At 65.8% G+C, this 14,098-nt stretch carries 11 protein-coding genes; 5 read left to right on the top strand and 6 right to left on the bottom strand.

Annotation, left to right across the window (positions count from 1 at the left end; all coding sequences use genetic code 11):
* The first annotated feature begins 115 nt into the window (after window positions 1–115).
* The 5 genes from NLM32_RS12495 (at window position 116) to NLM32_RS12475 (ending at window position 6,694) form a co-directional block, all read left to right on the top strand.
* Entirely contained in the window at window positions 116–1,462 is a 1,347-nt protein-coding gene (locus NLM32_RS12495; RefSeq protein ID WP_254129275.1) for an HlyD family secretion protein, read from the top strand.
* A complete protein-coding gene (locus NLM32_RS12490) occupies window positions 1,462–3,399 on the top strand; it encodes a glycosyltransferase (RefSeq protein WP_254129274.1) in 1,938 nt (645 codons plus the stop codon). The genes NLM32_RS12495 and NLM32_RS12490 overlap by 1 nt, the downstream gene beginning before the upstream one ends.
* 105 nt (window positions 3,400–3,504) lie before the next feature.
* Window positions 3,505–4,806, top strand: coding sequence for a lytic murein transglycosylase (locus tag NLM32_RS12485; protein ID WP_254129273.1), 1,302 nt, complete (start codon window positions 3,505–3,507; stop codon window positions 4,804–4,806).
* 110 nt (window positions 4,807–4,916) lie between these two features.
* The gene (locus tag NLM32_RS12480) at window positions 4,917–5,420 is read left to right on the top strand and encodes a DUF1993 family protein (protein WP_254129272.1); all 504 of its coding nucleotides are present in this window, start codon (window positions 4,917–4,919) and stop codon (window positions 5,418–5,420) included.
* A 179-nt stretch (window positions 5,421–5,599) separates the two neighbouring features.
* Window positions 5,600–6,694, top strand: coding sequence for an alkene reductase (locus NLM32_RS12475; protein ID WP_254129271.1), 1,095 nt, complete (start codon window positions 5,600–5,602; stop codon window positions 6,692–6,694).
* A gap of 93 nt (window positions 6,695–6,787) precedes the next feature.
* Here the strand turns inward: NLM32_RS12475 and NLM32_RS12470 are convergent, their stop codons facing one another.
* From NLM32_RS12470 to NLM32_RS12445, 6 genes are read right to left on the bottom strand one after another with little or no spacing between them, the layout of a single operon-like run.
* The gene (locus NLM32_RS12470; protein ID WP_254129270.1) at window positions 6,788–7,657 is read right to left on the bottom strand and encodes an IclR family transcriptional regulator; all 870 of its coding nucleotides are present in this window, start codon (window positions 7,655–7,657) and stop codon (window positions 6,788–6,790) included.
* A gap of 12 nt (window positions 7,658–7,669) precedes the next feature.
* A complete protein-coding gene (gene dapA / locus NLM32_RS12465; RefSeq protein ID WP_254129269.1) occupies window positions 7,670–8,575 on the bottom strand; it encodes a 4-hydroxy-tetrahydrodipicolinate synthase in 906 nt (301 codons plus the stop codon).
* A gap of 31 nt (window positions 8,576–8,606) precedes the next feature.
* Entirely contained in the window at window positions 8,607–10,373 is a 1,767-nt protein-coding gene (locus tag NLM32_RS12460) for an ABC transporter permease subunit (protein WP_254129268.1), read from the bottom strand.
* A gap of 2 nt (window positions 10,374–10,375) precedes the next feature.
* Window positions 10,376–11,467, bottom strand: a complete 1,092-nt coding sequence (locus tag NLM32_RS12455) for an ABC transporter ATP-binding protein (RefSeq protein WP_254129267.1) — start codon at window positions 11,465–11,467, stop codon at window positions 10,376–10,378.
* A 35-nt stretch (window positions 11,468–11,502) separates the two neighbouring features.
* Entirely contained in the window at window positions 11,503–12,588 is a 1,086-nt protein-coding gene (locus NLM32_RS12450) for an ABC transporter substrate-binding protein (protein WP_254129266.1), read from the bottom strand.
* Window positions 12,585–14,069: an FAD-binding oxidoreductase gene (locus NLM32_RS12445; RefSeq protein WP_254129265.1), complete on the bottom strand. Its 1,485-nt coding sequence runs from the start codon at window positions 14,067–14,069 to the stop codon at window positions 12,585–12,587. The genes NLM32_RS12450 and NLM32_RS12445 overlap by 4 nt, the downstream gene beginning before the upstream one ends.
* Between the last annotated feature and the right edge of the window lie 29 nt (window positions 14,070–14,098).

Below are 14,098 nucleotides of genomic sequence, written 5' to 3'. Positions count from 1 at the left end.
GACGCTTAGCGACCTGGAAAGCGCAGCATTGGCTTAATCCGCGGTCACCGGGCACGCTGCGCGGCCCTTGCGCATTGACCGGTTCCGTTGGCCTCCCGCCCGCAAGGTGACTGTCATGGCAGACCGCTCACGCGCCGCTTCCGTCGACCCAGGATCCGCTGCTTCCTCCCAGGACACCAAGACTGACGCAAAGGGATTACAGGACGCGCTGCACGAGCAGCTGTTCGCCAATGACGAGTCCGGCCATACGCCCGACGCGCAGACGTCACAGGAACCGACGCGCCGCTGGCCGCATCTGCGGCGCGGCGCCAAGATCGCGATCGGGCTCGCCATCATTGCCGTGTTCGGCTGGCTGCCGCTGCGCGCGGTCTGGGAAAATTCGAGCGTCGAGGCTGTGCTGAACTCCCGCATCGTCACGCTACGCGCGCCGATCGGCGGACGCGTGTCGGCGGCCCAGCACGTCACCGACCAGGCCAAGCTGGACGCCGGAACCGTCGTCCTGCGCGTCGTCAATTCGCGCGGCGACCGCACCCGGCTCGACGATCTGCGCCGGCAGAAATCACGTCTGGAGAACGAGCGGCCGAGCCTCGCCGCCAAGCTGGCCTCGGCGCAATCGGCGCAAAAGGATCTGGCGCGGCAGGCCGCGCAATTCCGCGACGGGCGCGTGCTCCAGTTGGAGGCCCGCATCGCCGAGATCCAGACTTCGATCGAGGCCGCGGCGGCGCGGCGGGACGAAGCCAGTGCCGCGGTCGAGCGTGCGTCCTCGCTGGCGAAATCCGGCAATGTCTCGACCGTCGAGCTGGCACGGCTGACGCGCGAGCTTTCGGTGTCGCAGCAGACCGAGCTCGGTGCACGCAAGCGGCTGGATGCAGCCAAGGTCGAGCTGACCGCGGCACAGAACGGCTCGTTCCTCGGCGACAGCTATAACGACCGGCCGAGCTCGGTGCAGCGCGAGGAGGAGATGCGCCAGCGTGCCGGCGACCTCGAGGCCGATCTCACACGCACCGACACCGAGATCGCCTGGCTCGGCAACGAGATCATCGTCGAGGAGGTCCGCTTCGCCGATCTCTCCGAGGCCAACATCACGACGCCCGTCGCAGGCCGCGTCTGGGAGATGATGACCTCGCCGGGCGAGGACGTGCAGGCCGGCCAGCCGCTGCTCAAGGTGCTCGATTGCAGCGGCGCCGTCATCACCGCCAATGTCACCGAGAGCGTCTACAACCGCCTGCAGCTCGGCGACAGCGCCACCTTCGAGCCGAACGATGACGGCGCACCGATCTCCGGCACCGTGGTCAACCTGACCGGCGCGGCCGGCGCGCCCGCCAATCTTGCCATCAATCCGGATGCGCTGAGCAAGGAGCCCTATCGCGTCACCGTGGCGCCGCGCGATGCAGCGTCACACGCCTGCACCGTGGGACGCACCGGCCGCGTCGTGTTCAATCGACCCGAGACCGCGTCGTGATGCCGGCACTGACGCCCGGCCTCATCACGCTCGGCGCCTTCATGGCGATCGTGCCGCTGCTCAGGCGCGACAGCACGATGGCGCGCTCGTTCCTCGCCATCGTCTCGCTCGTTTTCCTGCTTCGCTATCTCGCCTGGCGTGTCACGTCGACGCTGCCGCCGCCGCACCTGACGGCGGATGCGATCATCGGCTATCCTTTCATGCTGCTGGAGGCGATGTCGCTGGTCGCGGTCGCGCTGTCGCTGCTGTTCCTGAGCCGGACCATCGACCGCACCAAAGCGGCCAGGATCGACGCCCGCGCCAAAGATCCGCACGCGCCGCTGATCGACGTCTTCATCTGCACCTACAATGAGGAGCGATCGATCCTCGAACGCACCATCATCGGTGCGACCGGCATGGAGTACGGCCATTACCGCGTCTGGGTGCTCGACGACGGCCGGCGGCCGTGGCTGCGGCGGCTTGCCGGCGAACTCGGCTGCGAATATCTCACACGACCCGACAACCACCATGCCAAGGCCGGCAACATCAATCATGCCCTTAGGCATGTCGGCGCGCTGCCGGAGCGGCCGGATTTCGTCGCCATTCTCGACGCGGATTTCGTGCCGCGGCCCGACTTCCTCGCCCGCACCATCTCGTTGATGGACGATCCTTCGGTCGGCGTGGTGCAGACGCCGCAGCACTTCATCAATCCCGACCCGATCCAGACCAACCTCGCCGCGACCGACGTCTGGCCCGACGAGCAGCGCTTCTTCTTCGACATCCTGATGCCGGCAAAGGACGCCTGGGGCGTCGCCTTCTGCTGCGGGACCTCGTCCCTCATTCGCTATGAGGGGCTGGTGCGGATCGGCGGCTTTCCGACCGACTCCGTCACGGAAGACTATCTCGTCACGCTGCGCCTGAAGGAATACGGCCTCACCACGATCTATCTGAACGAACGGCTCACGATCGGGCTCGCGCCGGAGGGACTGAAGGAATACATCACCCAGCGCGCCCGCTGGTGCCTCGGCTTCATGCAGATCATCCGCGGCCGCAGCGGACCGTTGTCGCAGACGTCAAAACTCGCCTTCATCGACCGGCTCTCGCTGGTCGATTCCTTCATGAGCTGGAGCGCGGTCTACGCATCGAAAGTGGCGGGCCTCGTGGTGCCCTGGCTGTTCCTGCTGTTCGGCATCAAGGCGGTGCAGGCCGACCTGACCGAGCTGTTGCGCTTTTTTCTACCGTTCTATGTCTGGCACAGCCTCACCATGGCCTGGCTGTCGCGCGGCCGCTCGCTCGCCATGATGACCGACGTGTCGCAACTGATCGCCGCGCCTGCCGTGCTCAAGGCCGTGGCGGCCGGCCTGCTGAAGCCGAAGGGACACAAGTTCAAGGTCACGGCGAAAGGCGGCGACCGCGACAGGCGATTTGTCGAATGGCCGCTGCTGCGGCTCTATGGCAGTGCGCTCGTCATTACGCTCGCGGCCATTGCCTATGCTTTCATCCTGCACCTGCGCGGCGAGAACATCGCCTATGGCGGACTGGCACTGGCCTGGAGCCTCTACAACGCCTTCATCCTCGCCGTGGTCTGCTTCGTCTGCATCGAGCAGCCGCGCAAGCGCAAGGCGGAGCGCTTCGATCGCAACGAGGCCGTGCTGCTGCGCCAGGACGGCAGGTCGCACCTGGCGCGGCTCGCCGACATCTCCATCACCGGCGCGCGGCTGATCGATCCCGATCCGCCGCGCCCCGGCAGCACGATCGAATGCCGCATCTACGGCCGCTCGATCGCCGCGATCGTGGTCCGGCGCACCACGGATGGATTCGCGGTCCGGTTCGAGGAAGGCATGGATACGCGCGTGCACGCGATCCGGGCGTTCTACGCCGGCGAGTATGTGCGGGCCTATCGCGGCGTCCGTGCGCTTCCGGTCGGAAAAGCGCTGCTGATGCGACTGTTTGGCTAACTCGCATTCCGCAGCCCCGCATGGCATGGAAAGGATGGCCCGAGGCCGTCACTTCACCTAGACTTCGGCCGAATCCACGCCTGCCCCTCCCCCGCCGGAACCCCTATGCTCCAGACCCGATTTGCGATCGCGGCCGCCGCTCTGTTCGCGCTCTCCCTTCCCGCCTCCGCCCAGTTCGTGCCGCCGCCCGCGAAGTCCGCCGCGCCGAAGGCCACGGCGCCGTCGCCGCGCGCGGCGTCGTGCCACAATGGGCAAAACTTCGATCGCTTCCTCGCCGACGTGAAACAGCAGGCCGTTGCCGCCGGCGTGTCGCAGCGAACGATATCGGAGGCTGCGCCCTACCTCGTCTACGACCAGGGCATCGTCAATCGCGACCGCGGTCAGCGCGTGTTCGGCCAGCTCTTCACCGAATTTGCCGGCCGCATGGCCGCGCCCTATCGCATGCAGAACGGCCAGCAGCACATCAAGCAACACGCGGCCGCGTTCGCGCGCGCCGAGAAGGAATACGGCGTGCCGCCGGCGGTGATCGCCGCGTTTTGGGGCCTGGAGAGCGATTTCGGCGTCAACATGGGCAATCTGCCGACGCTGAAATCGCTGGTGTCGCTGGCCTATGATTGCCGCCGCTCGGAGATGTTCGTCAACGAGACCATCGCCGCGCTGAAGGTGATCGACCGCGGCGATCTCACGCCCGACGAGATGATCGGCTCATGGGCCGGCGAGCTCGGCCAGACGCAATTCTTGCCGACGCATTACGTCAACTACGCCGTCGATTATGACGGCGACGGGCGGCGCGATCTCCTGCGCAGCGAGGACGACGTGATCGGCTCGACCGCAAACTACATCGCCAACGGCTTGAAGTGGCGGCGCGGCGAGCCGTGGCTGGAAGAGATCAAGGTGCCCTCGAGCCTGCCGTGGGATCAGACCGACCTCAGCGTGCAGCTGCCGCGCTCGAAATGGGCGCAGTTCGGCGTCACCTATCCCGACGGCCGGCCGCTGCCGAACGACAATCTCGCGGCGTCCGTGCTGCTGCCGATGGGACGCAACGGGCCGGCCTTCATGGCGTATGCGAATTTCGCGGCCTACACCGAATGGAATAACTCGCTGATCTATTCGACCACCGCGGGCTATCTCGCCTCGCGCATTGCGGGCGCAGCCCCCATGCGCAGACCGGCCGGACAGGTCGCGCAACTGCCGTTCAACGAGCTCAAGCAATTGCAGCAATTGCTGGTCCAGGCCGGCTTCAATGTCGGCAAGGTCGACGGCGTGCTGGGCCAGCAGAGCCGCGCCGCCGTGAAGGCGATGCAGATCAAATACGGCCTGCCGGCCGATTCCTGGCCGACGGCGGAGTTGCTGGCCCGCATGCGCGGCGGCACGGCCCACGCCCAGCCCCAGGCGACAGTGCGGTAGAATTTTCGCACTGCACAAGCGACATCGGCGATTGTATTATTCCATGACGCTCCCATGTGAGTGGCTCAAGTTTTCTCCTGAGAATCTCCCACCATTGAAGCGAGCATCACATGTCCTTCTACGACGCCGTCGTCCCCGCGTATCTGCAAATGCTGAACAGCCTGAGCGGCCTGCTCACCAAGGCTGAGGCGCATTGCGCGGCCAAAAAGATCGACCCGAGCGTCCTGCTCGGCTCGCGCCTCTTCCCGGACATGCTGCCGTTGTCGAAGCAGATCCAGCTCGCCAGCGATTTCGCCGCCAAGGGCTGCGCCAGGCTGACCCATAGCGAGGTGCCTTCGATGCCCGACACGGAAAAGACGTTCGAGGAGCTGAAGCAGCGGCTCGCCAAGACGATCGACTACGTGAAATCGTACAAGCCGGAGCAGTTCGAAGGCGCCGACGCCAAGGACGTGACCTTCCCGGCAGGCCCGGACCGGACCATGACGCTCAAGGGCCAGCAGTTCTTCAGCGCGGTCTCGCTGCCGAACTTCTATTTCCACGCCACCACCGCTCACGGCATCATGCGTCACAATGGCGTCGAGATCGGCAAGCGCGATTTCCTCGGCGCGAACTAATTTGGGCGATCCGCGCGGCCGTGGCGGTGGAATCCCGCTGCCGCGGCCGAAATTGCGCATGAAATATGCTGCGCGGGGCCTGCCGCGCAGCTCGCCTGCACTTTCCGTATGGCTCGTCCCTTGCGCTGATTGTCGCAATGCACAAGTGTTCCGGACCTCTCAACCCCTGGAAGCACCCAATGAGCCGTCCGACCAAATTGTTTGATACCTATAAGCTCGGCCCGATTACGCTGGCCAACCGCTTCGTGATGGCGCCGCTGACGCGCAACCGCGCTGCGCCCGGCACCTTCGTCCCCGGCCCGCTCGCGGCCGACTATTACGGCCAGCGCGCTTCCGCGGGCCTGCTGATCACCGAAGCGAGCCAGATCTCGCAGCAGGGCCAGGGTTACCAGGACACTCCCGGCATCTATTCGAGGGACCAGGTCGCGGGCTGGCGCAAGGTCACCGACAAGGTGCATGAGAACGGCGGCAAGATCTTCATCCAGCTCTGGCATGTCGGCCGCATCTCGCATGTCGACCTCCAGGCGGCCGGCGCAGCCCCGGTGGCGCCGAGCGCGATCCGCGCCAAGGGCAAGACTTTCGTGAACGGCACCTTCGCCGACGTCTCCGAGCCCCGCGCGCTCGAGCTTTCCGAAATTCCGGGAATCATCGACGACTTCAAGCGCGCCACGAAGAACGCGCTGGAGGCCGGTTTCGACGGCGTCGAGATCCACGGCGCCAACGGCTATCTGCTCGACCAGTTCGCCAAGGACGGCGCCAACAAGCGTACCGACGCCTATGGCGGCTCCATCGAGAACCGCGCCAAGCTGATGCTTGAAGTGTCCAAGGCCGTCGTGGCGGAAGCCGGCGCCGACCGCACCGGCATCCGCATCTCGCCGGTAACGCCGGCCAACGACATCGTGGATTCCAATCCGCAGGCGCTGTTCGATCACATCACCGACGGCCTCAGCGCGCTGAAGCTCGTCTATCTCCACGTCGTCGAAGGCGCCACCGGCGGCCCGCGCGATTTCGCACCGTTCGACTATGCGAGCCTGCGCAAGCGCTTCTCGGGCGCCTACATCGCCAACAACGGCTACGATTTCGAACTCGCGACCAAGGTGCTCGACGCGAACGCGGCAGACCTGATCGCCTTCGGCAAGCCGTTCATCTCCAACCCCGACCTGGTCGAACGGCTGAAGACGGGTGCAGCGCTGAACGATTGGGACAAGAACACGTTCTACGGGGGCGGCGCCAAGGGGTACACGGACTACCCGGCGCTGGCCGCGGCGAAGTAAGGCTGCATCCTCCGCCATTGCGAGCAGCGATTGCGGGACGCCAAAGCAAAAGGCCGGGATCGCTCCCGGCCTTTTTTGTTGCCCGCAACCGGCTCACGCCGCGTAGCGGTTGAACTTCGACTTGGAGATCGAGGTGGCGGCGACGTGGACGTGCTGCGCCAGCTCGGCCTCGGCACGCTCCTTGGTCCAGCGCGTCGTCGGCACCGAAATATTGATCGCGGCAACCGCCCGGCCGTGCTCGTCGATGATGGGAGCCGCGACCGAGATGTCGCCCATCACGGTCTCGTTCATGATGACGGCATAGCCGCGCCGGGCGGCGACGCGAACACGCTCCAGCAACGCCTTCGGGTCGGTCAGGGTGAACGGCGTCAGCGGCACGAGCGACGTACGCTCGAGCAGCGCGAGACGCTCCTCCTCCGGCAGCGCCGACAGGATCGCGGTGCCCGACGCCGTGAAGAAGGTCGGCAGCCGGCTGCCGATCACGATATCGATGTTGATGAGATGCGCGCCCGGAAAGCGCGCCACGAAGACGACCTCATGACCGTCCAGTTCGTGCAGGTTGGTCGTCTCCCCGAGAGAGCGGCTGATCTCGAGCAGATAGGGCGATGCCCGGTCGATCAGGTCGTTGGCCTTGAGATAGCTGTGCGAGAACTGGAGCACCTTCGAGGTCAGTCCGTAATTGCGCGTGCCCTCGATCCGCTTGAGATAGCCGAGCGTCTCGAGTGTGTAGACCAGGCGCTGGGTGGCGCTGCGGTCGAGATCGGCGGCGCGCGCGATGTCAGCGAGCGTCATGTAGCGCTGCGGGCCGTCGAAGGCATGCAAGACCTGGAACGCCTTCTCGGTCGAACCGACGAACAGGGACGAGCGCTCCGGCTCCGCGCTCTTTCGCTCGGTCTTCCCTGGGCTGCAGGCCTTGGCCGCCTTCGCAGGCCGGCTGCCGCCCTCGCGGCTGCTACGCGCCATGCTGCCATCCTTTCACCCGATGCCCTCCGAAATCGCCAGTTGCCGGCCGAGCTCGGCGCGGAGCGAGGCGACCAACGCCGGCGCCGGCTGCACCAGCGGCGCGAGCATGCGCGGCGCCTCGACGCCAACGAGATCCATCACCGCCTTCATCGGTCCCGGATTGGTCTCGGCGAACGCCATGTTCATCAGCGGGATCAGGCGGCGATGCAGGCTCAAGGCCTCCGCCGTCCTGCCTGCCGTCGCCGTCTCGAAAATCTGGCGCCAGGCGCGCGGCAGCAGGCACGCAGTGACGATGATGCCGCCCTTGGCGCCCGCCGCGAGATGCAGCGGGAACAGGCTGTCTTCGCCGCTCAGCACCGCAAAGCTCTCGTCGACTCCGGCTACGACCTGGAGGAAATGGTACATGTCGAGATTACAGGCTTTCATGCCGATGATGTTGGGATGCCTGGACAGCTCATGCAGGATCTTGGGTTCGATCGCGATCCGGGTGCGGTAGGGAATCTCGTAGATCAGGACGGGCACGGGCGAGGCATCGGCATAGCGCAGGAAATAATCGCGAATGCCGACCTGAGTCGGATTGGTGTAATATGGCGTAAGTACCAGCAGGCCGTCCACGCCCTCGGCCGCAAATTCCCTGCCCGCCTGCAAGGCGTCGTGGAAGCCCGTGTCGAGCACGCCGGCGATGACCGGCCCCTTGCCCGCCATCGCCTTCACCGACAGGCCGGCCATCTTGATGCGCTCAGCGCGTGCGACCGCGCCGTACTCGCCGGTGCCGCCGAGCGGCACGACGCCATCGATGCCCTGCTTGTTGAGCCAGGCGAACATGGCCGCGACCGCGCCGGCATCGATGGTGTCGTCGGCCTTGACCGGGGTCGGAATGGCCGGGAACAGGCCGCGGAGACGATTGGCAGTGAGCATGGTGTGAGCCCTTGGTTTGAATGCGGAGAGGCTATCTCGCGGCGGCACGCCGGCGCAGGCGTTCGGCAACGAAGATCAGGAGTCCCATGAAAACGAACAGGCAGGTCGAGACGGCGGCGATCGCGGGCGAGACCTGAAGCGTCACCTCGTCCCAGAACTGCTTTGGCAGCGTCGCGTTCAGGCCGCCTGTCGCAAACAGCGCGATGGTGAGCTCATCGAACGAGGTCGCGAAGGCGAACAGGAACGACGACATCATGCCCGCGGCGAGGATCGGGAAGGTGACGTAACGCAGCGTCGCGATCGGGCGCGCCCCGAGGCTCTGCGCGGCATGGTCGAGCCGCGTGTCGTAGTTGCGCAGCACCGCCATCATGGTCATGACCACATAGGGGACCGCCACGACGGTGTGCCCGAGAATGAGGCCGACGGCGCTGCCGACGAGGCCCATGCGCGCGAAGACATAGAACAAGCCGACGGCGATGATCATGCGCGGCACCACGATCGGCGACAGGATGAAGGCGAGCCACGCCGCCTTGCCGGGAATTTCGCTGCGCACCAGCAGGAACGCGGCAGGCGTTCCGATCAGCATGGCAAGCAATCCGGTGCCGATGCCGACCAGGAGCGAGCGCAGCAGCGCCTGGGTCCAGACCGGCGAGTTCAGCACCGTCTCGTACCAATGCAGGGTAAAACCCTGCGGCGGCCAGTTGAGGCCGCCGCTGCCGAACGACAGCGGGATCATCAGCAGGGTCGGTGCGCTGATGATGAGCAGCATGGTCCAGACGAAGACCTGCAAGCCGAAACCCGCCCGATCGGGATTGCGGTCGCGACGGCGTGACGGCATCATCAGGATGATGCGGTCGGAAATCACACCGAGCAAATTGAGGAGCGCATCGCCGGCCTTCTGAAGCGGGCCCGACAAACGCGACGGTGCCGCATTGCGCGGTGCGGATGCGCCGGTCATGGTCGACAGACCGAGAAGCCTGTCATAGGCGGCAAAGACGACGAGGACCACGACCAGCAGCAGCACCGAGATCGCGCCCGCAAAACCCCAATTCATAGTCTGCTGGACCTGGTCGATGATGAGCTGCGTGATCATGGTCTCGCGGCGGCCGCCGAGCAGCGCGGGCACGATGAAGAAGCCGATCGCGGTGACGAACACCATGATCCCCGCGGCGGCGACGCCGGGCAGCGACAGCGGAAAATAGATCTTCCAGAACGCCATGCCCGGCCGCGCCCCGAGCGTAGCGGCCGCGCGTGGCAGATTGCGGTCGATGTTCTCCATCACCGAGAGCATTGTCAGCACCGCGAGCGGCAACAGCGCATTGACCATGCCGACGAGCACACTCCCGAAATTGTAGAGCAGGCTCGCGGGGCTCGAAATGATGCCGAGTGAGACCAGCAGCTTGTTGATGACGCCGTTGCGGCCGAGCAGAACGATCCAGGCGAAGGCGCGGACCAGGAAGCTGGTCCAGAACGACAGCAGCACCCAGAACAGCAGCGTCGCCTTGCGCTCCTTGTCGACGATCGAGATCAGATAGGCGATCGGATAACCGGTGACGACGCAGACCAGCGTGGTGACCAGCGAGATCTTCAGCGTGATCAGGAGAACGTCGAGATAGACGGACGAGGCAAACAGCTGGCGGTATTGCGCCAGCGTGAAGCCGGCATCGCCGTAGATGCTGAGAAGGAGCAGCTGGCCGACGGGATAGATCAGGAACAACACGAGCAGCAGGACCAGCGGCGCGCCCATCGCGACCCGCGTCAGGGCCAGATTTCGTTGTATCGCGCGCAGGCCGGCCAAGCTCAGATCCCCTTCCCGTCGCAGATCGCAACGGCATCCGCCGCATGCCATCCAAGCGACAGCAACTGCCCGATTTCGTAAGGCGCCGAGCCGCTGCGGGTCGGATGCGCGGCGACGAGCTGCGGCAGACCCGCCGTCTCCGGCGCGATATAGAGCCGCGTCAGGCTGCCGCTGATCATCACGTCCACGAGCCGGCCGGAGAGCTGGCCGCCCGCCTCGCCCACTACGAGGTTCTGGGGACGCACCATCACCTTGATCGCCTCCCCCGCAGCGAAACGAGAGCCATTGCCGACCGCGCGCGACGGCGCGGCCTGCGCCGCCAGCACGATGTCGAGCCCATCACCATCGACGCCGCGCACCGTCGCGCTGAGCAGGTTGGACTCGCCGAGGAAGTCGGCGACGAACACCGAGCGCGGCCGGAAGTAGAGATCCTGGGGCGTTCCGAGCTGCTCGATCGCACCGGCGTTCATCAGGCAGATGCGATCCGACATGGTCATCGCCTCTTCCTGGTCATGGGTGACGTAGACGATCGTGGTGCCGAGCTCGCGGTGGATGCGCTTGATCTCGAGCTGCATCTGGTCGCGCAACTTCTTGTCGAGCGCGCCGAGCGGTTCGTCCATCAGGATGATCGCCGGACGGTAGACGATGCAGCGCGCCAGCGCGATGCGCTGCTGCTGGCCGCCGGACAGTTCGCGCGGATAACGTTTTGCGACGTGCGCCAACCGCACCGTCTCCAGCGCCTCCGCCGTTCGCCTGCGCGCTTCGGCGTCGGTCACCTTCCGCATCTTCAGGGGAAACGCGATATTCTCCTCGATCGTCATGTGCGGGAACAGCGCGTAGTTCTGGAACACGACGCCGATGTCACGCTCATAGGCCGGGCTGTGGGTGACGTCGGCGTCGTCGATCAGGATCCTCCCCTGGTCGGGATGGGCGAGACCCGCGATCAGGCTGAGCAGCGTCGTCTTGCCCGATCCGGACGGACCGAGCAGGGTCAGGAATTCGCCCTTGGCGACATCGAGGCTGGTCGGCGCCAGCGCGACGAAGTCGCCATAGCGCTTGCACAGCTCGTGAATGCGCAGGCTCGACGAAACCATGGGCCGCTCCGATCCGTTGGCGCCCCCCTTGCCGATCAAGCCAGGATCCAGCTGTTGAAGCGTTCGATGACGGCGGCCTGGTTGTCGTACCAGAATTTTGCGTCGATCTTCAGCCCGGCCTTGATGTTGTCAGGATAGCTCGGGCAGTTTTTTGCGACCTCCGGCTTAATGTAGTTGAAGGCCTCCGGCTGCGTGAGGCCGGCGGGGAAATATTCGACCAGCGCAGCCATGCGCTTCGGATCGGACGCGAACTTGATGAACTCGCGGCAGGCATCGGCGTTCGGCGTGCCGGCGAGGATCGACCAATTGTCGGCGCCCCAGACGCCCTGGTTCCAGACGATCTCGACGGGCGCGCCGGCCGCCTGCGCCGACTGCGCGCGCGACACCCAGGTCGGGAGCATGTCGATTTCGCCCGAGGTCAGCATCTGCTCGACCTGAGCACCGCTGGTCCACCACACCGCGACCTGCGACTTGATCTTGTCGAGCGACGCGAAGGCCTTGTCGAGATCGCACGGATAGACCTGCGCTGTTGGCGCACCGGCGCCCATCAGTGCTTCCTCGATCGTGTCGAACGGATGCTTGCGCACCGAGCGGCGTGCGGGGAAATCCGCCACGTTCCAGAAATCCGCCCAGGACTGCGGCGCCTTGCGGCCCTTGAAGGCGTCGGTGCGATAGGCGAGCACGGTGGTGTAGACGTTGGTGGCGACGCCGTAGGGCGAGGCGTATTCGGCCGGAATCGACTTGATCACCGGCTCGGATTCGAGGCCGTGCTTCTCGAGATATTGCTTGCCGCCGGTGGTCAGGATCTGGATCGCGGGCCAGGAGATCTTGGCCATGTCCCAGCTGTAGTTCTTGGTATCGACCATGGTCTTGATCTGCGCGACCGGCTCGGCATTGGCCTGCACGCCGACCACCTCGATTCCCGTCGCCTCGGTGAAGGGCCGATAATAAACGGCGCCGTAAGCCTTGGTGTAGATGCCGCCATCGTCACGCACGACGATGCGCTTGCCCGCGGCGCGGGACGGCGACCAGACGGACGGTGCGGCGAGCGCGACGGCGCCGGCCCCTGCTCCGAGCAGCAAGCGACGGCGGGAAGTGATGATCTTCGGTGCGTTGGTCATGTCAGTCCCCTCTCTAGCGATGTTGCGATGGTCGGTGACGCCGCGGCCGCCCCGGTCGCCGATGACGGCGGCAGAACGCGATCGGGATTGAAGAGGCCAAGCGGGTCGAATGCCTGTTTGACCGCACGCATCAAGGCGAGCTCGACAGGCGGCTTGTAGCGGGTCATCTCGCCGGTCAGCGTGCGACCGACGCCGTGCTCGGCGCTGAAGGTGCCGCGCAAGGAGCTGGCGACATCGTTCATGGCGCGACGGATTTTCTGCGCGGTGGCGTCGCGCTCCGGTAGCGCATCCCATTCGGCGAAGCTGAAGAAGGGGATGAGATGGATGTTGCCGTCGCCCATGTGGCCAACGACGATGAACGGCAGATCCGGCACGATCGCGCGCACGGCCGCCATCGCCTGGTCGATGAAGGCCGGCACGGTCGAGACCGGAACCGCAGTGTCAGAGGTCAGGCCGACGCCGGCTTTCTTGTTGGCTTCCGACACGCTGTGCCGCACCAGCCACATCGCCTTGCGCTGCGCCTCGCTCGAAGCGACGACGCCGTCGCTGACGAGCCCGGCCTCGAGCGCCTGCTCGAGCACCGTCTGCATCGTGGCGGCGAGTTCTGCGGCATCGCCGGTATCGGACAATTCGACGAGAACGTGCCAGGTGTCGATCTCGGCGACCGGGCAGCGCCGGCCCGGCACCTGCTCCAGCACGAGCTGGATCTGCTTCGCATTCATCAGCTCGAAGGCGGATAGCCGTGAATTGCAGGCGGCCTGGAACAGGCCGAGCACCTCGAGCGCCTGTTGCGGACCATCGACTGCGAGCCAGGCAACGGCCTCCGCCGTCGGCAGGGGATGCAATTTCAGCACCGCACCGGTGACGATGCCGAGCGTCCCTTCCGAACCGATGAAGAGATGCTTGAGGTCATAACCGGTGTTGTTCTTGCGCAGCGCGTAGAGGCCGTCCCAGACCGATCCGTCCGGCAGGACGACCTCCAGGCCGAGCACATTATCGCGCGTATTGCCGTAGCGCAGCACGCCGGTGCCGCCGGCATTGGTGCCGATATTGCCGCCGATCTGGCACGACCCTTCGGCGCCGAGGCTGACCGGATAAAGCCGGCCGGCGCCGGCAGCGGTCTCCTGAATGGTCGCGAGCACACAGCCGGCATCGACCACCATGGTGTTGTTGACGGGATCGAGCGAACGGATCCGGCGCATGCGCGTCAGCGCGACGATGACCGGCGGCTTGCCCTGCTCCGATGGTGTCGCGCCACCGCACAGGCTGGTGTTGCCGCCCTGCGGCAGCACCGGCGTCTCATGCGCGGCGCAGAGACGGACGATGGAAGCAACCTGCTCCGTGGTCGAGGGCAGCACCGCACAGAGCGCCGGCGCGTGAAAACGGCCGCGCCAATCCTCGGTCAGGCCAGCGAGATCCTCCTCGCGGGTCAGCACGGCCGTGTCGCCCAGCAACTGCTTGAACGCCTCGATCAATGCCATCTACCGGCCTCCGGAACGGGCCAACCCTG

This window comes from Bradyrhizobium sp. CCGUVB14 (assembly GCF_024199935.1).
Classification (GTDB): domain Bacteria; phylum Pseudomonadota; class Alphaproteobacteria; order Rhizobiales; family Xanthobacteraceae; genus Bradyrhizobium.
Note: the sequence above shows the minus strand (reverse complement) of the source record. Positions and strands in the feature narration are given on the sequence as shown.

Excerpts from the sequence above, each read along its gene's own strand:
- NLM32_RS12475 (WP_254129271.1), top strand. The coding sequence starts at position 5,600 with ATGAGCCGTCCGACCAAATTGTTTGATACCTATAAGCTCGGCCCGATT.
- NLM32_RS12495 (WP_254129275.1), top strand. The coding sequence starts at position 116 with ATGGCAGACCGCTCACGCGCCGCTTCCGTCGACCCAGGATCCGCTGCT.
- NLM32_RS12455 (WP_254129267.1), bottom strand. The coding sequence starts at position 11,467 with ATGGTTTCGTCGAGCCTGCGCATTCACGAGCTGTGCAAGCGCTATGGC.
- NLM32_RS12480 (WP_254129272.1), top strand. The coding sequence starts at position 4,917 with ATGTCCTTCTACGACGCCGTCGTCCCCGCGTATCTGCAAATGCTGAAC.
- NLM32_RS12450 (WP_254129266.1), bottom strand. The coding sequence starts at position 12,588 with ATGACCAACGCACCGAAGATCATCACTTCCCGCCGTCGCTTGCTGCTC.
- dapA (WP_254129269.1), bottom strand. The coding sequence starts at position 8,575 with ATGCTCACTGCCAATCGTCTCCGCGGCCTGTTCCCGGCCATTCCGACC.
- NLM32_RS12470 (WP_254129270.1), bottom strand. The coding sequence starts at position 7,657 with ATGGCGCGTAGCAGCCGCGAGGGCGGCAGCCGGCCTGCGAAGGCGGCC.
- NLM32_RS12485 (WP_254129273.1), top strand. The coding sequence starts at position 3,505 with ATGCTCCAGACCCGATTTGCGATCGCGGCCGCCGCTCTGTTCGCGCTC.
- NLM32_RS12445 (WP_254129265.1), bottom strand. The coding sequence starts at position 14,069 with ATGGCATTGATCGAGGCGTTCAAGCAGTTGCTGGGCGACACGGCCGTG.
- NLM32_RS12490 (WP_254129274.1), top strand. The coding sequence starts at position 1,462 with ATGCCGGCACTGACGCCCGGCCTCATCACGCTCGGCGCCTTCATGGCG.